The following is a 19,952-nucleotide window of genomic DNA, read 5'->3' as shown; positions in this document are numbered from 1 at the left end:
AGCATGAAGACGACCATGGGCCCATGTCTTCTTATCGTACAAAGGAATCCGCCCATGAAAGCCATCATCCACGGTGACACCACCCTTCCCGCCAGCGATCCCCGCGCCCTGCAGGACGCCGTGCTGACCGATCCCACGCCCGAGGCCCATGACCTCCTGGTGGAAGTCCGCGCCGTGTCGGTCAATCCGGTCGACACCAAGGTGCGCCAGGGTCTGGTGCAGCGCGAGTCCAAGGTACTGGGCTGGGACGTCTCCGGCGTGGTGCGGGCCGTGGGCAGCGCCGTCAGCCGCTTTGCCGTGGGTGACGAGGTCTACTATGCCGGCGAGCTGTTCCGCCCCGGCTGCAACAGCGAGCTGCACCTGGTCGACGAACACCTGGCCGGGCACAAGCCCAGGAGCCTCGACCACGCCCAGGCCGCCGCCCTGCCGCTGACCGCCATCACCGCCTGGGAACTGCTATTCGACCGTCTCGGCGCGACCGAAGGCGGCGGCGCCGGCCAGCAGCTGCTGGTGATGGGCGCGGCGGGCGGCGTCGGTTCCGTGCTGGTGCAGCTGGCCCGCCAGCTCACCGAGCTGACCGTGATCGGTACCGCCTCGCGCCAGGAAACCCAGGACTGGGTGCGCCAGCTGGGTGCCCATCACGTCATCGACCACCACCAGCCCCTGCGGCCCCAGCTCGAAGCCCTCGGTCTGGACGGCGTGACCCTGGTCGCCAGCCTCACCCACACCGATGAGCACTTCACCCAGTTGGTGGATGTCCTGCGGCCCCAGGGCCGTCTCGGCGTGATCGACGATCCGGCGCAACTCGACGTGGTGCCGATGAAGGCCAAGTCGCTGTCGCTGCACTGGGAACTGATGTTCACCCGTTCGCTGTTCCAGACCCCGGACAAGGTGCGCCAGCACGAGATCCTCGAACGCGTTGCCGGGCTGATCGACCAGGGCACCCTCAAGACCACCCTCGGCGAGCACCTGGGCCGGATCGATGCCGCCAACCTGCGCCGTGCCCATGCCCAGCTGGAAAGCCACCAGGCCCGCGGCAAGCTCGTGCTGGAGGGTTTCTGATGCCTCGCCGCAATGCCCTGACCCTCGCCGTCGCCCTGGCCGTGGCTAGCCTCACCGCCCAGGCCGCGCCGCTGCCCCAGGAGCGCACCCTGGGCCAGCTGGAGCCGGTGTTCGCCTTCCAGGACGCCATGCCCACCGGGGTCACCGTCAGCGAGACCGGCCGGATCTTCGTCAACTATCCGCGCTGGGGCGACGCGGTGCCCTTCACCGTGGCCGAACTCAAGGACGGCAAGGCGGTGCCCTATCCGGACGCCGCGCTCAACGTCGAGACCCCAGGCCAGCCGGGCAAGGGTTTCATCAGCGTGCAGAGCGTGGTGGCCGATGGGCGCGGGCACCTCTGGGTACTGGATACCGCCGCACCGGGCTTTGCCGCGCCCAAGGCCGGCGGCGTCAAGCTGGTGGCCATTGACCTCAAGACCAACAAGGTCGCCAGGACGCTGGTCTTCCCCGCGGCGGTGCTCGAACCCAACAGCTACGTCAACGACGTGCGCTTCGACTTTCGCGTCGGTCGCGCCGGGGTGGCCTATGTCACCGACTCGGCGCCTCCCGGTGGCCTGATCATCCTCGATCTTGCCACTGGCCAGGCCCAGCGTCGCCTGACCGGCGCGCCCCAGGCCAACGTCGATCCCAGCTTCGTCCCGGTGGTGGAAGGCGAGCCGCTGCTGATGCAGCGTCCCGACGGCAGCAAGGTCCGCCCGGCCATCGCCAGCGACGGCATCGCCCTCTCGCCGGACGGCGGCACCCTCTACTTCAGCCCGCTGTCCAGTCGCCATCTCTATGCCGTACCCACCGCCCTGCTGCGTGATGCCAAGGCGAGCGAGGCCCAGGTCCGCGCCGGGGTGCAGGATCTCGGCGAAAAGGGCGCATCCGACGGCCTCGAAGCCGATGCCGAGGGCCGCGTCTATGCCGGCGACTACGAGCACAACGCCGTGCGCCAGCGCCAGGCCGACGGCAGCTGGAAGACCCTGGTCCACGATCCGCGCGTGCTCTGGCCCGACACCTTCAGCATCGGTCCGGACGGCTACCTCTATTTCACCGCCAACCAGCTCCATCGCCAGGCCCAGTTCCACGGCGGCCAGGACCTGCGCCAGAAGCCCTACAGCCTGTTCCGCGTCAAGATCGACGCCCAGCCGGCCCCTACCCACTGATCCGATCAGGAGTCATCCATGCAGCTGTCCCAGATCGCCCGTACCCGCTATACCACCAAGGCCTTCGACGGCTCCCGCAGCATCCCGGCCGAGCAGGTCGAGGAACTGCTGGAGCTGCTGCGCCAGGCGCCCTCCTCGGTCAATTCCCAGCCGTGGCACTTCGTGGTCGCCGCCAGTGCCGAGGCCAGGGCACGCGTCGCCCGTGGCATGCAGAGCCCCTACAACGAGCCCAAGGTGCTGCCGGCCTCCCACGTCATCGTGCTCTGCACTCGCCTGGAAATGACCGAGGGCCATCTGGCCCAGGTGCTGGAGCAGGAAGCCCGGGACGGCCGCTTCGCCAAGCCCGAGGCGCGCGCCACCCAGGATGGCACCCGTCGTCATTTCGTCGACCTGCATCGTCATGAGCGCAAGGATGTACAGCATTGGATGGAGAAGCAGACCTACCTGGCGCTGGGCACCCTGCTGCTGGGCGCTGCCGCCCTGGGCATCGATGCCACCCCCATGGAAGGCTTCAACGCCAACAGCCTGGACCAGGAGCTGGGCCTGCGTGAACAGGGCTACACCGCCCTGGTGGTGGTCGGCCTGGGCTATCGCGGCGAGAGCGACTTCAACGCCGCCCTGCCCAAGTCCCGCCTGACCCGCGAACAGGTCTTCACCTTCCTGTAGGACAGGCCTCCGTAGCCTGGACAACGGCGCAGCCTTATCCACAGTGCGCGCCGGTAGCCGCCAGTGGAAAACGCTGGCGCGGTTTTCCACGCTACGACGCGCAAGTTGGGTTAAGCCCAACAAAGGCAGCAGGTGCCTTCCTGCAGACATGAAAAAGCCGACCGCTACAAGGGGTCGGCTTTTTCATGTGGGCCTGTTGGGCTTCGACGATGAAGCCGTCTCAGCCCAACCTACTGGCTCGCGTAGGTTGGGCTGAGCGCAGCGAAGCCCAACAGGCCCGGCCTCCGATCAACCGCCCTTCAGATCCGCCAGGATCGAGAAGGCGCGCAACCGGTCCGCCTGCTCGTAGACATCGCAGGTAAAGATCAGCTCGTCGGCATCGGTCTTCTCCAGCAACAGCTCCAGCCGCTCGCGCACCTTGTCCGGTCCGCCGATCACCGCCATGCCGAGGAGGCTCGATACCGACTCCTTCTCGTGAGGCAACCAGACGCCTTCCATGCTGCGTACCGGCGGTTGCAGGCGCAGGCTGTCGCCGCGGAACAGCGCCAGGATGCGCTGGTAGACGGTGGTGGCCAGGTAATTGGCCTCGTCGTCGCTGTCGGCCGCCACCAGGGGCACCCCAAGCATCACATAGGGACGATCGAGCACCGCGGACGGCTTGAAGTTCTCGCGATAGAGCCGGATCGCCTCGTGCACATAGCGCGGCGCGAAGTGCGAGGCGAAGGCATAGGGCAGCCCCTTGGCCGCCGCCAGCTGGGCACTGAACAGACTCGATCCCAGCAGCCAGATCGGCACCTCGGTTCCCACCCCGGGCATCGCGATCACGCCCTGCCCCGGCTGCTGCGGCCCGAAGTAGTGCTGCAGCTCCTCCACATCCCGCGGGAAGTCGTCGGAACTGCCCAGGCGGTCGCGCCGCAGGGCATAGGCGGTGCGCTGATCCGAGCCCGGCGCGCGGCCCAGGCCGAGTTCGATGCGGCCCGGATACAGCGAGGCCAGGGTGCCGAACTGCTCGGCCACCACCAGCGGCGCGTGGTTGGGCAGCATGATGCCGCCCGATCCCAGGCGCAGGGTGCTGGTGCCGGCGGCCAGGTAGCCCAGCAGCACGCTGGTCGCGGAGCTGGCGATACCGTCCATGTTGTGGTGCTCGGCGACCCAGTAGCGGGAAAAGCCGAGCTGCTCGACATGGCGCGCCAGGGTCAGGGCATTGTGCAGCGCCTGGGTCGCATCGCCGTCGTCACGGATGGGGACCAGGTCGAGGACCGACAGGGCGGTCTTAGAGAGACGGGTCATCAGGATTCTCCTCGGCGGCCTGATCGTAGGCCGCCCTGTGGCGCTGAATTAAAGGCTGCTTCGCCGAAGCCCAGACGGCCAGGGCACCCACCGGCACCATCAGACTCTGGCCCAGCTCGGTGAGCGCATATTCCACCTGGGGCGGCTTGGTCGGCGTGACCGTGCGGGACACCAGGCCATCGCGCTCCAGCTGACGCAGGGTCACGCTGAGCATGCGCTGGGAAATGCCGTCGACCCGCCGGCGCAATTCGTTGAAGCGCAGCGGACCGGGTTCCAGGGTGAAGAGCGTGAGCAAGGACCAGGCATCGCCGATGCGGTCCAGCACGTCCCGGATGGGACAGGCGTGGGCATGCAGGCGGCGACGGCTGGAGATACGACTGACCACGGCGTCCATGGCGATCCTCGAAGCAGAACTGGCTCCCAGCCTACGCCTTTCGGGCGGTTATTAAAAGTAACCACCTGTCAGGACTGGTATTGCCGCCTGGGCCAGGGCACAATCCGAAAGGTCGTGACCGTTTTTATTGATTGAACGTTCAATAAAAAATAGTTACCCTCCGAGGCTTCTTCCGTTCTCTTCAGGAGATGCCTCGTGCCCAAGGTCGGGATGCAGCCCATCCGCCGTTCGCAGCTCATTGCCGCAACCCTCGAAGCCGTCGACGAAGTCGGCATGGGCGACGCCAGTATCGCCTTCATCGCCCGCAAGGCCGGTGTCTCCAACGGCATCATCAGCCACTACTTCCAGGACAAGAACGGCCTGCTCGAAGCCACCATGCGGCATCTGATGAATGCCCTGCGCCAGGCCGTGCGCGAACGCCGCGCCGCCCTGCCCGGTGACGACCCGGCCGCCAACCTGCGCGCCATCATCCAGGGCAACTTCGACGATACCCAGGTCAGCGGCCCGGCCATGAAGACCTGGCTGGCCTTCTGGGCCACCAGCATGCATCAGCCCAATCTGCGCCGCCTGCAACGCATCAACGACCTGCGCCTCTACTCCAATCTCTGCTGGCAATTCCGCCGCCTCCTGCCCCATGGCCAGGCGCGCGCCTCGGCCCGCGGCCTGGCCGCCATCATCGATGGTCTCTGGCTGCGCGGTGCCCTCTCCGGCGACACCTTCAACACCCAGCAGGCCCTGCAGATCGCCTACGACTACCTGGACCTGCAACTGGCCAAGGCCTGACCGCTGCAACCCCGGCCGGTCCGCTCCGGCCGGGGCTCTCCTCCCGCTTTTCCTTATCCATTCCCCCTCTCATCGAACCGCTCTGGGCCGACCATCGGCCGCTCTCGGCACGCCTGCGAATTTTTAATTGATTGAACGTTCAATAAAAATTAAGTAGACTGGCTTCATCGCTGGCGCAGAGAGACCCTTCTTTCGCGCCCCCTGTGTTCCTTGCGGGTGCCACGGCGCCCGCCCAGCCTGGGAGAACGTCCATGGCCCGTTTCGCCGAACAGCAGCTCTACATTGGTGGCCGTTATGTCGCCGCCACCGGTGGCGCCACCTTCGAAACCCTGAATCCCGCCACCGGCGAGGTGCTTGCCGTGGTGCAGAGCGCCAGCCGCGCCGACGTGGACAAGGCAGTGGCCGCCGCCGCCGCCGGCCAGAAGGTCTGGGCCGCGATGACCGCCATGCAGCGCTCGCGCATCCTGCGCAAGGCCGTGGACATCCTCCGTGCACGCAACGATGAGCTGGCGCTGCTGGAAACCCTCGACACCGGCAAGGCCCTGTCCGAGACCCAGGCCGTGGACATCGTCACCGGCGCCGACGTGCTCGAGTACTACGCCGGTCTCGTCCCGGCCCTGGAAGGCGAACAGATCCCGCTGCGCGAGACCTCCTTCGTCTATACCCGCCGCGAGCCGCTGGGCGTGGTCGCGGGCATCGGCGCCTGGAACTACCCGATCCAGATCGCCCTGTGGAAATCCGCCCCGGCCCTGGCCGCCGGCAACGCCATGATCTTCAAGCCCAGCGAAGTCACCCCGCTGACCGCGCTGAAGCTGGCCGAGATCTACACCGAGGCCGGCCTGCCCGATGGCGTCTTCAACGTGGTCAATGGTGTCGGTCCCGAAGTGGGCGTGGCCCTGACCGAGCATCCCGGCATCGAGAAGATCTCCTTTACCGGCGGCGTCGCCACCGGCAAGAAGGTCATGGCCAGCGCCGCCGGCTCGACCCTCAAGGAAGTCACCATGGAGCTGGGGGGCAAGTCGCCGCTGATCGTCTGCGACGACGCCGACCTGGAGCGCGCCGCCGACATCGCCGTCATGGCCAACTTCTTCAGCTCCGGCCAGGTCTGCACCAACGGCACCCGCGTCTTCGTGCCCCAGGCGCTCAAGGCCGACTTCGAAGCCAAGGTGGTGGAGCGCGTCAAGCGCATCAAGCTGGGCGATCCTCTGGCCGCCGAGACCAACTTCGGGCCGCTGGTCAGCACCCCGCACATGGAAAAGGTGCTGGGCTACATCGCCCAGGGCCAGACCGAAGGCGCCCGCCTGCTCACCGGTGGCGAGCGCGCCACCCAGGGCGAACTGGCCAAGGGCAACTTTGTCGCCCCCACCGTCTTCACCGATTGCCGTGACGACATGGCCATCGCCCGCGAAGAGATCTTCGGCCCGGTCATGAGCATCCTGGCCTATGCCGACGAGGACGAGGTGGTGCGCCGCGCCAACGACACCGAGTACGGCCTGGCGGCCGGCGTGGTCACCCGTGACCTGGCCCGCGCCCACCGCATGATCCATCGCCTGGAAGCCGGTATCTGCTGGATCAACACCTGGGGCGAATCCCCCGCCGAGATGCCGGTGGGTGGCTACAAGCACTCCGGCGTCGGTCGCGAGAACGGCCTCACCACCCTCGGCCACTACACCCGCATCAAGTCGGTGCAGGTCGAGCTGGGCGACTACGCCTCGATCTTCTAAGCCGCTTCCGTAGCGCTGTTCTCCCCTCTCCGCTGGAGAGGGCCCGGGGCTGGGGCCAGACCCCACCCGCCGTCAGGAGGAGACTTTTTCATGGCACACGAATTCGATTACATCGTCATAGGCGCCGGCTCGGCCGGCAACGTCCTGGCCACCCGGCTGACCGAAGACCAGGACGTGACCGTCCTGCTGCTGGAAGCCGGCGGCCCCGACTACCGCCTGGACTTCCGCACCCAGATGCCGGCCGCCCTCGCCTATCCGCTGCAGGGCAAGCAGTACAATTGGGCCTACCAGACCGAGCCCGAGCCGCACATGGACAACCGCCGGATGGAATGTGGTCGCGGCAAGGGCCTGGGTGGCTCCTCGCTGATCAATGGCATGTGCTACATCCGCGGCAACGCCCTGGACTATGACAACTGGGCGCAACTCGATGGCCTGGACGACTGGACCTACCTCGACTGCCTGCCCTACTTCCGCAAGGCCGAGAAGCGCGATGCCGGCGCCAACGACTGGCACGGCGGCGACGGCCCGGTCTCGGTGACCACCGCCAAGCCGAACACCAATCCCCTGTTCGAAGCCATGGTCGAAGCCGGTGTCCAGGCGGGTTATCCGCGCACCGAAGACCTCAACGGCTATCAGCAGGAAGGCTTCGGCCCGATGGACCGATTCGTCACCCCGAACGGCCGGCGCTCCAGCACCGCCCGCGGCTATCTGGACCAGGCCAAGGGTCGCCCGAATCTGACCATCGTCACCCATGCCACCACCGATCGCATCCTCTTCGAGGGCAAGCGCGCCAACGGCGTCGCCTACATGAAGGGCGATTCCCTGGAAGCCATCACCGTGCGCGCCCGCCGCGAGGTGCTGCTCTGCGCCGGTGCCATTGCCTCGCCGCAGATCCTGCAGCGCTCCGGCGTCGGCCCCGCGCCGCTGCTGCGTCGCTTCGACATTCCGCTGGTCCACGACCTGCCCGGCGTCGGCCAGAATCTGCAGGACCATCTGGAGATGTACCTGCAGTACGAGTGCAAGCAGCCGGTCTCGCTGTACCCGGCGCTGAAGTGGTACAACCAGCCGCAGATCGGTCTGGAATGGATGCTCAAGGGCACCGGCCTGGGCGCCAGCAACCACTTCGAGGCGGGCGGTTTCATCCGCTCCAGCGAGGAGTTCGACTGGCCCAACATCCAGTACCACTTCCTGCCGATCGCCATCAATTACAACGGCACCAACGCCATCGAGGCCCATGGTTTCCAGGCCCACGTCGGCTCCATGCGTTCGCCCAGCCGCGGCCGCATCGAACTGACCTCGCGCGATCCGCGCCAGCATCCGAGCATCCTGTTCAACTACATGAGCAGCGAGCAGGACTGGCGCGAATTCCGCGACGGCATCCGCCTGACCCGCGAGATCATGCAGCAGCCGGCGCTGGACCCCTATCGTGGCGAAGAGATCAATCCAGGCCGCGATTGCGTGACCGACGCCCAGCTGGACGCCTTCGTGCGCTCCCACGCCGAGACCGCCTACCACCCGTCCTGCTCCAACAAGATGGGTACCGACGACATGGCGGTGGTCGACGGCGCCGGTCGCGTGCACGGCCTGGAAGGCCTGCGCGTAGTGGACGCTTCCATCATGCCGATCATCGCGACGGGCAACCTCAACGCCCCGACGATCATGCTCGCCGAGAAGATCGCCGATAAAATCCGTGGTCGCGCCCCGCTGCCGCGCAGCAACGCCGCCTACTACGTCGCCAACGGCGCCCCGGTACGGGGCACCCCGCTGCGCGACGTCAACGGTCAGCACGCCGCCGAGCCGGTCCCGCAGCGTCGTGACCAACCGGCCGCCTGATTCCAGGCAGCAGAACGCAAGAAGGGCGCCCTCGGGCGCCCTTCTTGTATATGCCTTTCCAGGTGACGACGGGCAGTCCGCTCTTCCCCCTCGCCCTCGGGGAGAGCGTCGGGGTGAGGGCAGCTCACCCAGCCGCTCACCTCACAGACAATCCTTCACCGCCGTCAGAATGGTCCGCGGCCGCAGCGGATTGTTGGCCATCTGCTCACGCAGCTGGATGCGCGTACCGCGCGACGCCGACCCGATGTCGATGATCGCCGCCGTGGCGCCCGGCACCTTGCTGTCCACCAGCACGCGCTGCCCACTGCTGCCTTGCGGCTGGACCAGCACATGCCGACCGTCCTTCTCCAGACCGGTCACCAGGCAGGTGCGATAGTCCTCGGCACTCTTGCCCGTGCGCAGCTCCATGGGCGGATTGCGCTCAAGATTCGCCTGGGTGGTACAACCCGCCAGGGCAGCGGCCAGGAAGGCCAGGGTTTTGGTTCTCATCAGCGGCTCCTGCAAGCTCTTTGCGCCATTTTAACCGCAGCTGGCTTACGTCAGCCTTAACCGTCGCACATCCTTGGTTTACAAGGGCTTTCCCATGGCTATAATGGCCTCCCCTTGCCGGTATAGCTCAGCTGGTAGAGCAACTGACTTGTAATCAGTAGGTCCCGGGTTCGACTCCTGGTGCCGGCACCACATTTCCAGATGCCTTTCACGGGTGTCTGACTCCCTCCGCTGGCGCTGTCAGCCATCACACCCAGAATACCAGTAGTCGTGATCCTCACTCATCACGTCTGGGCCGCTCTGTATCATCGTGGATACCCATGAACAGGTGGTATCCCTGGATGAACGAAATCACTACGCGCTCCATGTCTCCCTACAAGGAAGTCTGTTTCATTCAATCCATCTTCCCAGATGGATCAGTCGTTCGTGGCTCCGGCACTATCACGGGCAACAATGATGTTCTCACCGCGCTGCACGTCATCTACGACGCCGAGTATGGGGGCAAGGCGGTCAGCGTCACGGTTACACCGGGCGCCTTCGTCAACGCCAATGTCGGTTCGTTTTCCGCGCCCTTGGGTACCTACGCTGCTAACAGCTGGACCGGGATTAGCGGTAACTGGGATACCAATAACGACCGATTGCTGAGCGCCAGCGAGTCAGGTCGCGACCTGGCAGTGATAAGCCTAGATGTAAATATCGCATCCCTGACCGGCGCACTGGCTATCTCATCGCAAACGGGCAACTTCGTGGCAACCATTGATGGTTATCCCGCCCGGGGGACAGGTCTGATGGAGGACGCGGGCATCGCGGTCTACTATGACCAATATCCCATCTACCGTATTGATGTCGGTCTTGGAGCGGGAGCGTCCGGCGGTCCCATGCTGCAGTACGTCAACGGCGCGCCAGTCGTGCGAGGTGTATTGTCAGCAGGAGATACCGCAGATACCTATTCGATCTATGCTGCCTTGACCAAGGACAATGCAACCTGGGTCAATTCGACCAGTGCTGCCAATGACGGGTTGGTCGATGCCAGCACCGCGTATCGCTCGATTGGCCTAGGCATATCCAGTGGTAGCGACAATGACGATACCTTCATCCAGGCGCGCCTGTCCTACGACAACAGTAACAGCACCACGGTCTATGGATACAAGGGTGCCGATCAGATCTGGATGCGCGGCTACTCCACCAGCTACAGCATTCAAGGTGTCAGTGGAGATAACAGCGTTCTATATGTTGCGGATGCCGTGACTGGCCAGAAGCTCTATCTACATGACGTCAATGCACTGGTCTTCCAGGACAAGACCACCTACATCATGACTGCAGAACAGGCGCAGATTGCCCGTCTCTATACGGTCTTCGATCGTATTCCCGATTTGGACGGTTTGAAATACTGGACCAATCTACATGCTTCAGGAACGTCCTTCACCGATATAGCCCAGACCTTCGCCCAAACTCAGGAATTTGCGACCCGCTATAACTCGGTCAACAATTCCGGATTTGCGGAACAGCTTTACAGCACTATCCTGGGACGCAACGGCGATGCGAGCGGGGTCTCCTTCTGGACCGGTCAGCTTGATCACGGCATGTCGCGGGGTGAAGCCATGGTCCAATTCACCAACTCGGTGGAGAACCAGCAACTGACCCAGGGTACTTCCGGGTTCATCCAGGTCGTGGGGGACAGCGCCTGGACCAATCACGACCTGGTGAGTGAAAAAGGCGTAGTCTTTGGCAGCAAGTTCTCCGACTCCTTCAACGAAAGCCAGCTCTGGTTCGACAGCAGCCTTAGCTCTCACCTGTTTGGCTATCAAGGTGGCGATACGCTTCACTTGCAGAGTAACGCTGCTAATTACACCCGTACGGTCAACGGCGATACCCTGGTGGTGACGAATACCACGATGCACCAAAGCATGTACCTGCAAGACGTGGACATGCTGAGCTTCCAGGACAAGAACGTTTTCGTGCTCACCGAAGGTCAAGCAAGCGTTGCGCGTCTCTATACGATCTTTGATCGCGTACCAGACTTCGACGGGCTCAACTACTGGTATGGTCAGATGGCCCAAGGGATGACTTTCAAGGACATCGCCAATACCTTCGCTCAGACCAGTGAGTTCGCGACTCTTTACAGCGCGGTGGACAACAGGTCTTTCGCCACACAGCTGTACACCACCGTGCTCGGTCGTGCAGCGGACTCTCAAGGACTGGACTATTGGACCGGACGTCTGGACCACGGGATGGGTCGTGGTGAAGCCATGGTTCAGTTCACCGACTCCGTCGAGAACCAGCATCTGACGGCAGGCAACGACGGTTTCATCCAGATCGTTGGGCAGACCGACTGGGCGTAAGAGGAAAAGGCCCGCGCGATCTTTGGCGGGGGCCTTTTCCAAACTCGACGCTACCTCTTAGCGATTCGAGAAGGGGACAAAAGGTCTACTCATCCGGCAGGTCTTGCCTACTCTAGCCTTTGGCGACCTCCCCCTCTTTTACGCCGGTCTTGCGCTCTTCACCGGGCGTAGGCACCGCCAGCCAGCCGTTGATTTTCTGGATATCGGCATCCCGGAAGCCGCCGCTCCAGCGCAGCAGCACCAGTTGATTGGTGACGAAGTCGTATTGCGCCTGCAGATAGTCCCGCCGCGCGCTGTACTCCTGCTGCACCGCGTTGAGCACGTCCACGGCAGTGGCCACACCCAGGCTGAGCGATCGCTCACTGGCGGCGCGGGACTTGATCGCCGAGTCCAGGGCGTTGCGCGAAGAACCGATCTTGGCCAGGTCCGCAGCGCTCTTCATATAAGCCGTGCGCGTTTCCTTCACCACCTGACGGCGGATCGATTCGTACTCCTGCTCCGCGGCATCGCGCGAGCCATAGGAGCTGGCGACGCGGGCACTGGTCGAGCCGCCGCTGTAGAACGGAATCTGTACGCTGATGGTGGCGGAATAGGTGTTGATCGCGGAAGAGGCGATGACATTGTCATAGGCGAAGTCGCTGCGTTGCGCACCGAGGTTGAAGCTCAGGGTCGGCAGATGACCGGCCTTGGCCTCGGAGATACCGTAGTTGGCGGCATCCACGGCGCGCTGCTTGGCCTCCAGGGCGGGGTTGTTCGCCACGGCCGAATTCACCCACTGTTCTTCGTCACCTTGGGGCATGGCCAGCTGGGCTTTTTCGTTGAGTCGCTTGAGCGGCTGATAGACAGAACGACCAATCAGCTCACCCAGGGCCTCGCGGGTCACCTGGATCTGGTTGCGCGCCTCGATCTCCTGGGTTTTCAGGCTATCCACCTTGGCGGAGATCTGCAGGACGTCGGTGACGGTGCTCATCTGCTTGTCGAACAGCGCCTGGGCACGATCCAGGTTGCGCTGTGTCGCCTTGCGCTCGGCGGTGACCAGCTCGAGCGTATCTTCGGCCGCCAAGGCGGCGAAATAGCGCTGGACGAGATCCGCTGCCGACTGGGTCTTGGCATCCTCGTATTGGGCACGGTACTGCTCGGTCAGTTGCTCATAACGCTTGAAGCCACGCCAGGCCGCGGCGTTGTACAGCGCCTGGCTCAGGGTCAGGTTATAGCTTTCGCCGTTGTAGTTGAGAGTCTGCATGCCCTCTTCTCGCCGCACTCTACTGGTAGAGGCCCCACCGCTCAGCTGCGGCAGTATCTGGCCGAACGCGGCGCGCTCCTGACCTTCCAGGTTCTTCACCTGCGCCTCGGAACCGCGGATGCGGGGGTCGGATACGGCGCTGTCCTGGTAGAGCTTCCACAGATCGATATAGTCGTCCTGAGTTCTGGGCACAGCACCTGTCTGCGCCTGCGCCCAGTGACAGCAGCCCAGCAATACAGCCAGCGTAATGAGTTTGACATTCATAGCTGCCCTACTCCTCGATCAACGAGCGAGCCATGGCATTGCGCGCCGGCTTGAGCAGGTATTGCAGCATGGTGCGCGAGCCGGTGTTGATCAGCACGTCAGCGGGCATGCCCGCGACCAACTCACGATGGCCCAAATCCTTCTTGCCCTGCTCGGTCAGCTTTACCCGACCCAGGTAATAAGGGGTGCCGTCGCGCTCGTTAGTGATCCGGTCTGCCGAGACATAGATCAACTCGCCCTCGATGATAGGCGTCGTGGCATTGCTGAAGGCACTGAAACGAACCTCAGCCTTGGTTCCCAGTTCTACCCGGTCGATATCCTTGGGTTCGATATGTACTTCGACGATGAGCTTGGCGGCATCCGGCACGATATCGAGCAGATTGGTGCCGGATTGCACGACGCCCCCGATGGTATGCACAGCCAGATTCATAACCATACCGCTGACCGGTGCCTTGACCTCGGTCCGGTTGTACTTGTCCTGCAAGGCGCCCACCCGCTCACGCGCCTCGTAGATTCGCGACTGAGCATCACCCAGTCGACTGGCTACGTCCGACTTGAACTTTTGAGTGGTCTGCAGGATCTGCAGCCGCGTCTCGCCGATCTGGACCTTGGCGCGGGCGATAGCGGAACGCTGATCAGCGATCTCCGCCTGTAGGCGTGAGAGATTGCGCTCCTGATCGCGCAGGCGTTCGTTACTGACGAAGCCTTCTTTCAACAGACCGGTAAGATCCTTGATCTCGCTGGCATAGGACTTAGCCAGGCTCTCCTTGCTGGCGATGACCTCGTTATAGCCACGAATCTGCTGCCCCAACTCGGCAGCGCGGTTCTTCAGGACGTCGATCTCACCGCGGCGCGCATCACGACCGGCCAGAAATATCTGCCGTTCACTGGCGCGAGCCTCTTGTACACGTTTGTCCGCGGTTGGAAAGTCACTTACACCAAAGGTAATGTCATTGGCGTCGTCGCGCTCGGCGATGAGGCGGGCTTCCTGCGCCTGAGCGGCGATCAACTGGCCACGGGTCGCTTCCAGCTCCGAACCCGCCTGGGTGCTGTCCAACACGATCAGCACGTCCCCGGCCTTGACGTCATCGCCGTCATGTACCCGCACCTCACGGACGATACCGCCTTCCAGATGCTGGACCGACTTGCGGTAGCTGTCCACCGCTACCACACCTGTGGCAAAGGCCGCGCTATTGAGCGGCGCCAGGGCTGCCCAGCCACCGCCGATACCGAACACAGCAAAGAGAATGATCAAGCCTAACCGACGCACAGGAACGTCGTTGACTTTAAGACCTGCGGCCTCAGCTTCCAAATAAACGTCTTTCATACGGGTGCGCCCCCTGCACTACCAGGCTTGGGAGGTAAGGGAGTAACCGAGCCCGGATTGGCCACCGGCTGAGGACCACCTGATTGCTGAGCCTTTAGCTGCGCTAGTACCTGATCCCGGGCTCCGGACATCACGATCTGACCTTCGCTCAGTACCAGGAGGTTGTCCACATAGGCCAGGGCACTAACCCTGTGGGTAATGATGAAGAGCGTGGTGCCCTTCTGCTTGAGCTTGATAAGAGCCTCGCCCAGCGCGCGCTCACCGACATCGTCCAGATTGGAGTTAGGTTCATCCAGGATGACCAGTTTCGGATCGCCGTATATGGCACGTGCTAGTCCGACACGCTGGCGCTGACCGCCTGAGAGCGCACCACCGTGGGCGCCGATGACGGTGTCATAGCCTTGGGGCAGTCGGAGAATCATTTCGTGAACACCTGCGATCTGGGCAGCCTCAACCACCTTCGCCGCATCCACGTCACCGAAGCGCGCGATGTTGTCACCGATAGAGCCTTCAAAAAGCTCAATATCTTGAGGCAAATAACCGAGGTGTGGACCTACCGCCGCTCGATCAAGATGGAACATGTCTGCCCCATCCAAGCGCACCTTTCCACTCTGAGCAGGCCAAATTCCGAGGAGCGCGCGTGCCAAGGTAGATTTTCCGGCGGCGCTTGCGCCTAGGACACCAACGGATGCACCGGGAGGAGCACGAAAACTAATCCCTTTGAGAACGGGAAGATGACCACCGGGTGGAGTAACCACCAACTGCTCCACAGAAAGATCTCCCATTGGAGCAGGTAGAGACATCCGCTCAGGCTCTGCCGGGATTTGCTTCAATACCTCGTTCAATCGAGCATATTGCCCGCGGGCATTAACGAAACCTTTCCAGTTTGCGATCATTTGATCAATAGGCGCGAGTGCACGACCAATCAGCAGAGAGGCAGCTGTCATGAGTCCAGGCGTGATTTCGTTGTTGATGACAAGATAAGCACCCAGTCCAAGCACAAATGATTGCAGCAGTATTCGCCAGGTACGCGATATATTAGAAATTGCCCCACCCATCTCGCTTGCCCTGCCCTGCAGAGCAAGTGTCTTGTAATTTCTCACCTTCCATTTTTTGGTCAGGTTAGGAAGCATTCCCATTGCCGACAGGACTTCAGAATTACGCAGCGCCATTCCTACCAAGCTCAAAGCAGCGCTGTTTTCTTTATTTGCCTCAGATAGCCTTTTTGCTGTAGCGCGTTCATTTGCAAACGCAAGAGCAGTTGCAACTAATGCGCCGACGACTGTCAACACCCCAAACCACGGATGGAAAAAAAACATGATGCCGATATATATAGGCATCCAGGGAGCATCAAAAAAGGCAAAAACACCACTGCCGGTTAAAAACTGACGCAGCCCTGTCAAATCTCCCATAGGCTGGGCAGAAGCCCCTGTACTACCGGTGTACAGCGACTGCTTAAAACTAGCCCCTAATACGCGTTCGCCAAGCAACAAGTCTAACCTAGTTGATATTCTCACCATTATGCGAGAACGAATCCATTCCAATGCTCCATAGGTAGCCATTAGCACGGTCACCAATATGGTCAGCATAATAAGCGTAGTAACACTTCTACTGCTGACAACTCGGTCATACACCTCCAACATGTAAAAAGATGGAGCTAGAAGTAAAAGGTTTATGAACAGACTAAAAAAGCCTGCAAAAAGGAAACTTGACTTGCAAGCTTCTAGCGCCATTTGCAGGTCGGTTTTCGTGATGACCTTCATTAAGTCGACAACCCTCTTAGACTATTCATTTTTTGTAGATTAGGATTTGAACAACCCTCAAACTGGCATTATTGTTAAGCGTAATCAATCTAGGCTCTACGAATGTGTTATTTGAGCCAACGTGAAATGTAGCGCGAAATCTCGAAGTTCCAGAAAGATCTGAATGAAATAGCTTGTGAAATCCAAAATCCGAAACAACATCAACAGCGTACGTGGACCAGTCTGCTGCTTCTATATGCAAGTCTAGAACGTAAGCGCCAGGCGCCAGATCTAGCTTCATGCCATAGAGCAAGAAACCTGGGTCACTCCGCATGATCGACGTATTCTCGTCGCTATACATACCTTCGATAACTACACCTTCCCCTAGAAAATACTCGTCACCCTTAGACAAATAGGCAACAACGTACTGTTTTTCATTGGACGACTTCATATAAGAAACTCTATTAACATTTAAAGAATCGTTCTCAATTTCGCGCTCATTGTAATATGAGGCAAAAGGAAGCTCTTTCGGATCATCGTATCCTATCGCAATACCAGTCGAAACTCTGTCATCAATATTTATATATTGATCTCTGTCTAACAAAAAGAACTCGTCACTATTGGTAAGACTTTCCCAAACCTCATCTAAAGGCAGACCATCTTCAATAGCTATAGAGTAATCCTTCAAACCTTTTTCATCCGGCATGCGGCCCAGAGCCATCATGTACAGCTCCGATATGATGGATGCGGAATCAATAGAATTCAGATTAGCAGCTGTTGGTATACTGCTTTTTGAAAAATATTTCACTTCTCCACGGGACATCCAAGAATTTATTTGATCACTGGCTATCAAAAAATCTCCCTTATATACTGTATTATTACTTGCCAGACTTACAAAAAGCTTCCTGCGCTGATCTTCAGAGGCAACTATTAAATTTTGACGAAAAGACTTCCAAAAGCGGCTTGAACCTCCCTTAGGCAGAATCTCCTTCATCAACTCGCGGCATCCTTCGAAGCTTTCGAGATCACTTTTTATTATTTTGGACCACAGACTATCTGTATTATCTAAACTTGACGATTGCTCACTAAAATCACCTGCCGGAATTTCAAAAACCGAAGTACCTGGGAATGCTAGAATTTTGCCCTCATCATAGAAATATAGGCTTATCGGGTCCTTAAGATCTAACAGACTAGCTGTCAGCTCTATTCGGAAGCCATACTTTCCATCAGCTATACCTAGTTTTAATAGGTCAGGACGAAACTCAGTGCAAGTCGCCTTGCCTAGAACTTTTTCGCCTTGGATAACGACCACATCAATTCGCTTTTGTGGGAGCTCCGCATCATAAAGCCAACCTGCCACAAGATTTGAATTTACTGTATCAACAAAACCCGAATATTTAGCCATGATCTAATCCACTAGCAGTATGCATCAACGACATCAGAGTAAAATCTTCCGATTCGCTCAAATGAATTTGCAGCCGCGAAGGAGCGAATAGCATCTCTTAATCTAAGCGAAGATTTCCCTATCGGAGATGCATCGACGACTTTACTAGCCAGAGTGTAAATAGATCGAGAATCTATCCGAGGAACAACGCCTTCAAATTCTTCAAACATAGTGGCTGTTGAACAGATTATAGGAATACCAGCTCGAACCGCCACTCGAATAGCGGCACTCGCTGATTCCGGGACTTCAGCATAGGGGAACACTGCTACATCAGAACAGGCTAGCTCATCTATGACCATAGACAAAGAGTTGTATCTAGTGTCGAGCAGAACTTTATCTTCTAGTGAGAGCGCTTTTATAATTGCCTTTAAATGAAGCAAATAATCATAACTAGAACGTTCTTTCTTTACACTGATCAGCATTTTTGCTCGGCAAGAAATTCCTATTGAATTTATTAACGAAACCAGATAAAGAATAGCCTCAAAGTTTTTATGCGGCAAACAAAAGCCAAATGTTGCAATCACCAATTCAGTGTCGTTCTTGTCTTTTACGGCGTCGAGCTTTTGAGAGTCTGCGGCTATCCCAAGTGGTAGCCTTATTACATTCTTTATACCAACAGCCTTTACACGACCAAAATCTAATTTGCTATGGGCAACCACTAGCGATATACACGAGCTTTCTAGCAGTGAAAGATCTACCTCAGACGGAATGCCATGAAACTCTAAGATTAGCTTCTTGTTTGCGTAATGAAGCGCCGCGGCAATATCATTTACAGCTGCTATGGAAAAAAATCCAAAGTGATGCTGGAGAATGACGATGTCAGCAGCGTCTTCCAAAAGCGAAGCAATGAGCGCTTTGACACCGTCGCCATGGCGGTACCACACCGGTATAATTTCAGCTCCGGCGACAACTTTTCCATTATCAGCTAGAGGAGATACATCTTCTTCGGAAGCAATAATTCTCTCACAGAATATATTTTTTATACGTCCCGACATAGAAGATGCGGCTAAAAGCTCCTGACTGTAGGTAGCTATTCCGCACTCGACATCCCAAGTTGAGATAACAGAAATATCGCGCTCTGCCTTAGCCGTCTTATTTTTTGTTAAACATTGCTCTAATCCAGCTTTAAATCTGACTATTGTTCCATGCCATGTGAGAGCTCTGGCAGTTTCGCTACCAGCTGATGTCAACCTTTGCAAAGTAATTTTCGACGACTTCTGTACGCGTCGCATTCCCTTTCGTAGGCTCATAACGTCTGGCTCGGCGACCATCGAACCAGTGAACGATAGATGTGAGGCCGATTGGATAAGGTCGTAATCAATGACTATTGAATTATCAGTGTTACAATAATCCATATGCCCCGAGAAGCCCGTCACTATCACCGGCACTCCAAAATACATAGACTCTGCTGCAGGTAGCAAGAATCCTTCTCCGCGGGTAGGGAATACTGTGCAATCTGCTGCCAAGTAAAGCTTCGCCAAACTTTCGCTATCTAAAGAATCGTAGATGAGTGTTACCCTGGACTTGACCGAAGGTTTCAATTTTTCTACGAACTCATCAAGCCACCCGTTGTGCGGGTTCCTAAATGTTTTGATAACAAGTTCGACATCGTTGTCATTAGCAAACTCTTCATTAAACGCAGCGAGGAGCACATCAACTCCTTTACGCCAGAAGCAAGACGATATATGAAGAAACTGAAAACCGTCTTTATTTTTTATTTTACGCTGACTTAATTTGCTATAGCGATCTAAATGATCGACCCCTTCACCAACAACAAAGACTGGAACGGTCAACCCTCCAACCAGCAAAGCATCTTCAGTGAATTTGCTAGCAACGGCAACGAAATCGAAATCCCTATTAAACTTATCGACTATTTCAAAAGGAACTACAGTCTCTTCCCATGCCCAACATATTGCTCCTACTAGAGGAGCCTGGCGATCGATTTGTACTGGCCAGTCATTAAAAAGGTGCAGATCGAAATTAGTTTCGAATGACCGGCTAAAAACCTTTTCATTTAAACCAGCTTTCATAACCTCACTGTCAGCAGTAATCTTTTCAAAACTTTCGTTTGAGGAAGTTATGTATACGTCATAGCCTTCCTGCACTAGGGCTACAGCGATACTTCTATTAACGATTGCGAGACTATAGTCACCACAAAAAGACCCTTCCAGGAGGACTCTCTCAACTTTTTTCATGTCTAT

General features: G+C 58.9%; 15 protein-coding genes and 1 tRNA gene. 8 read left to right on the top strand and 8 right to left on the bottom strand.

All coding sequences use genetic code 11. The features are described 5' to 3' along the window. Positions 1-54: 54 nt before the first annotated feature. From QMX82_RS00880 to nfsB, 3 genes are read left to right on the top strand one after another with little or no spacing between them, the layout of a single operon-like run. Complete coding sequence (locus tag QMX82_RS00880) at positions 55-1,062, top strand: zinc-binding alcohol dehydrogenase family protein (RefSeq protein ID WP_208693468.1); 1,008 nt, start codon at positions 55-57, stop codon at positions 1,060-1,062. Beyond that, on the top strand, positions 1,062-2,210 hold the full coding sequence (locus tag QMX82_RS00875; protein ID WP_282280867.1) for an L-dopachrome tautomerase-related protein: 1,149 nt from the start codon (positions 1,062-1,064) through the stop codon (positions 2,208-2,210). Before QMX82_RS00880 ends, QMX82_RS00875 begins: the two co-directional genes overlap by 1 nt. An 18-nt stretch (positions 2,211-2,228) precedes the next feature. Beyond that, positions 2,229-2,876, top strand: coding sequence for an oxygen-insensitive NAD(P)H nitroreductase (gene nfsB, locus QMX82_RS00870; RefSeq protein ID WP_282280866.1), 648 nt, complete (start codon positions 2,229-2,231; stop codon positions 2,874-2,876). Positions 2,877-3,164: 288 nt separating this feature from the next. On the opposite strand, the gene QMX82_RS00865 is transcribed toward nfsB, so the two are convergent. Both QMX82_RS00865 and QMX82_RS00860 read right to left on the bottom strand, forming a co-directional pair. Further along, the gene (locus QMX82_RS00865) at positions 3,165-4,166 is read right to left on the bottom strand and encodes an LLM class flavin-dependent oxidoreductase (protein ID WP_187980627.1); all 1,002 of its coding nucleotides are present in this window, start codon (positions 4,164-4,166) and stop codon (positions 3,165-3,167) included. After that, positions 4,150-4,560, bottom strand: coding sequence for a winged helix-turn-helix transcriptional regulator (locus QMX82_RS00860; protein WP_282280865.1), 411 nt, complete (start codon positions 4,558-4,560; stop codon positions 4,150-4,152). The genes QMX82_RS00865 and QMX82_RS00860 overlap by 17 nt, the downstream gene beginning before the upstream one ends. 195 nt (positions 4,561-4,755) lie before the next feature. Between QMX82_RS00860 and betI the strand changes: the two genes are divergently transcribed. From betI to betA, 3 genes are all read left to right on the top strand, one after another. Next, on the top strand, positions 4,756-5,343 hold the full coding sequence (gene betI / locus QMX82_RS00855; RefSeq protein ID WP_282280864.1) for a transcriptional regulator BetI: 588 nt from the start codon (positions 4,756-4,758) through the stop codon (positions 5,341-5,343). 251 nt (positions 5,344-5,594) lie between these two features. Further along, positions 5,595-7,067, top strand: coding sequence for a betaine-aldehyde dehydrogenase (gene betB / locus QMX82_RS00850; RefSeq protein WP_282280863.1), 1,473 nt, complete (start codon positions 5,595-5,597; stop codon positions 7,065-7,067). Positions 7,068-7,157: 90 nt separating this feature from the next. Further along, complete coding sequence (gene betA, locus QMX82_RS00845; protein ID WP_208693461.1) at positions 7,158-8,900, top strand: choline dehydrogenase; 1,743 nt, start codon at positions 7,158-7,160, stop codon at positions 8,898-8,900. 141 nt (positions 8,901-9,041) lie between these two features. Here the strand turns inward: betA and QMX82_RS00840 are convergent, their stop codons facing one another. Next, complete coding sequence (locus tag QMX82_RS00840; protein ID WP_208693460.1) at positions 9,042-9,389, bottom strand: hypothetical protein; 348 nt, start codon at positions 9,387-9,389, stop codon at positions 9,042-9,044. Between the two features lie 116 nt (positions 9,390-9,505). Here QMX82_RS00840 and QMX82_RS00835 point away from each other — a divergent pair. Both QMX82_RS00835 and QMX82_RS00830 read left to right on the top strand, forming a co-directional pair. Then, a tRNA-Thr gene (locus QMX82_RS00835) sits at positions 9,506-9,581 on the top strand. Between the two features lie 149 nt (positions 9,582-9,730). Continuing rightward, positions 9,731-11,731, top strand: a complete 2,001-nt coding sequence (locus QMX82_RS00830; protein ID WP_282280862.1) for a DUF4214 domain-containing protein — start codon at positions 9,731-9,733, stop codon at positions 11,729-11,731. A gap of 112 nt (positions 11,732-11,843) precedes the next feature. Here QMX82_RS00830 and QMX82_RS00825 read toward each other — a convergent pair whose 3' ends face one another. From QMX82_RS00825 to QMX82_RS00805, 5 genes are all read right to left on the bottom strand, one after another. Next, positions 11,844-13,166, bottom strand: coding sequence for a TolC family outer membrane protein (locus tag QMX82_RS00825; protein WP_261793933.1), 1,323 nt, complete (start codon positions 13,164-13,166; stop codon positions 11,844-11,846). A gap of 79 nt (positions 13,167-13,245) precedes the next feature. Then, a complete protein-coding gene (locus QMX82_RS00820) occupies positions 13,246-14,565 on the bottom strand; it encodes an HlyD family type I secretion periplasmic adaptor subunit (RefSeq protein ID WP_208693458.1) in 1,320 nt (439 codons plus the stop codon). After that, positions 14,562-16,328: a type I secretion system permease/ATPase gene (locus QMX82_RS00815; protein WP_208693457.1), complete on the bottom strand. Its 1,767-nt coding sequence runs from the start codon at positions 16,326-16,328 to the stop codon at positions 14,562-14,564. Before QMX82_RS00815 ends, QMX82_RS00820 begins: the two co-directional genes overlap by 4 nt. A 25-nt stretch (positions 16,329-16,353) precedes the next feature. Continuing rightward, positions 16,354-17,712: a hypothetical protein gene (locus tag QMX82_RS00810; RefSeq protein WP_133860068.1), complete on the bottom strand. Its 1,359-nt coding sequence runs from the start codon at positions 17,710-17,712 to the stop codon at positions 16,354-16,356. 11 nt (positions 17,713-17,723) lie between these two features. After that, positions 17,724-19,946 (bottom strand): glycosyltransferase family 4 protein, encoded by a 2,223-nt coding sequence (locus QMX82_RS00805; protein WP_208693456.1) that lies wholly within the window; start codon positions 19,944-19,946, stop codon positions 17,724-17,726. Positions 19,947-19,952: the final 6 nt, after the last annotated feature.

Origin of the sequence: Pseudomonas sp. PS02302, from assembly GCF_029959585.1 — a bacterium.
Lineage (GTDB): Bacteria > Pseudomonadota > Gammaproteobacteria > Pseudomonadales > Pseudomonadaceae > Chryseomonas > Chryseomonas aestiva.
The sequence above is the reverse complement of the archived record's forward strand: the minus strand, read 5'-3'. Positions and strand labels throughout refer to the sequence as shown.

What these genes read in the sequence shown, in the direction of transcription:
- QMX82_RS00880 (WP_208693468.1), top strand. Translation starts at nt 55, where the DNA reads ATGAAAGCCATCATCCACGGTGACACCACCCTTCCCGCCAGCGATCCC.
- QMX82_RS00875 (WP_282280867.1), top strand. Translation starts at nt 1,062, where the DNA reads ATGCCTCGCCGCAATGCCCTGACCCTCGCCGTCGCCCTGGCCGTGGCT.
- nfsB (WP_282280866.1), top strand. Translation starts at nt 2,229, where the DNA reads ATGCAGCTGTCCCAGATCGCCCGTACCCGCTATACCACCAAGGCCTTC.
- QMX82_RS00865 (WP_187980627.1), bottom strand. Translation starts at nt 4,166, where the DNA reads ATGACCCGTCTCTCTAAGACCGCCCTGTCGGTCCTCGACCTGGTCCCC.
- QMX82_RS00860 (WP_282280865.1), bottom strand. Translation starts at nt 4,560, where the DNA reads ATGGACGCCGTGGTCAGTCGTATCTCCAGCCGTCGCCGCCTGCATGCC.
- betB (WP_282280863.1), top strand. Translation starts at nt 5,595, where the DNA reads ATGGCCCGTTTCGCCGAACAGCAGCTCTACATTGGTGGCCGTTATGTC.
- betA (WP_208693461.1), top strand. Translation starts at nt 7,158, where the DNA reads ATGGCACACGAATTCGATTACATCGTCATAGGCGCCGGCTCGGCCGGC.
- QMX82_RS00840 (WP_208693460.1), bottom strand. Translation starts at nt 9,389, where the DNA reads ATGAGAACCAAAACCCTGGCCTTCCTGGCCGCTGCCCTGGCGGGTTGT.
- QMX82_RS00830 (WP_282280862.1), top strand. Translation starts at nt 9,731, where the DNA reads ATGAACGAAATCACTACGCGCTCCATGTCTCCCTACAAGGAAGTCTGT.
- QMX82_RS00820 (WP_208693458.1), bottom strand. Translation starts at nt 14,565, where the DNA reads ATGAAAGACGTTTATTTGGAAGCTGAGGCCGCAGGTCTTAAAGTCAAC.
- QMX82_RS00815 (WP_208693457.1), bottom strand. Translation starts at nt 16,328, where the DNA reads ATGAAGGTCATCACGAAAACCGACCTGCAAATGGCGCTAGAAGCTTGC.
- QMX82_RS00810 (WP_133860068.1), bottom strand. Translation starts at nt 17,712, where the DNA reads ATGGCTAAATATTCGGGTTTTGTTGATACAGTAAATTCAAATCTTGTG.
- QMX82_RS00805 (WP_208693456.1), bottom strand. Translation starts at nt 19,946, where the DNA reads ATGAAAAAAGTTGAGAGAGTCCTCCTGGAAGGGTCTTTTTGTGGTGAC.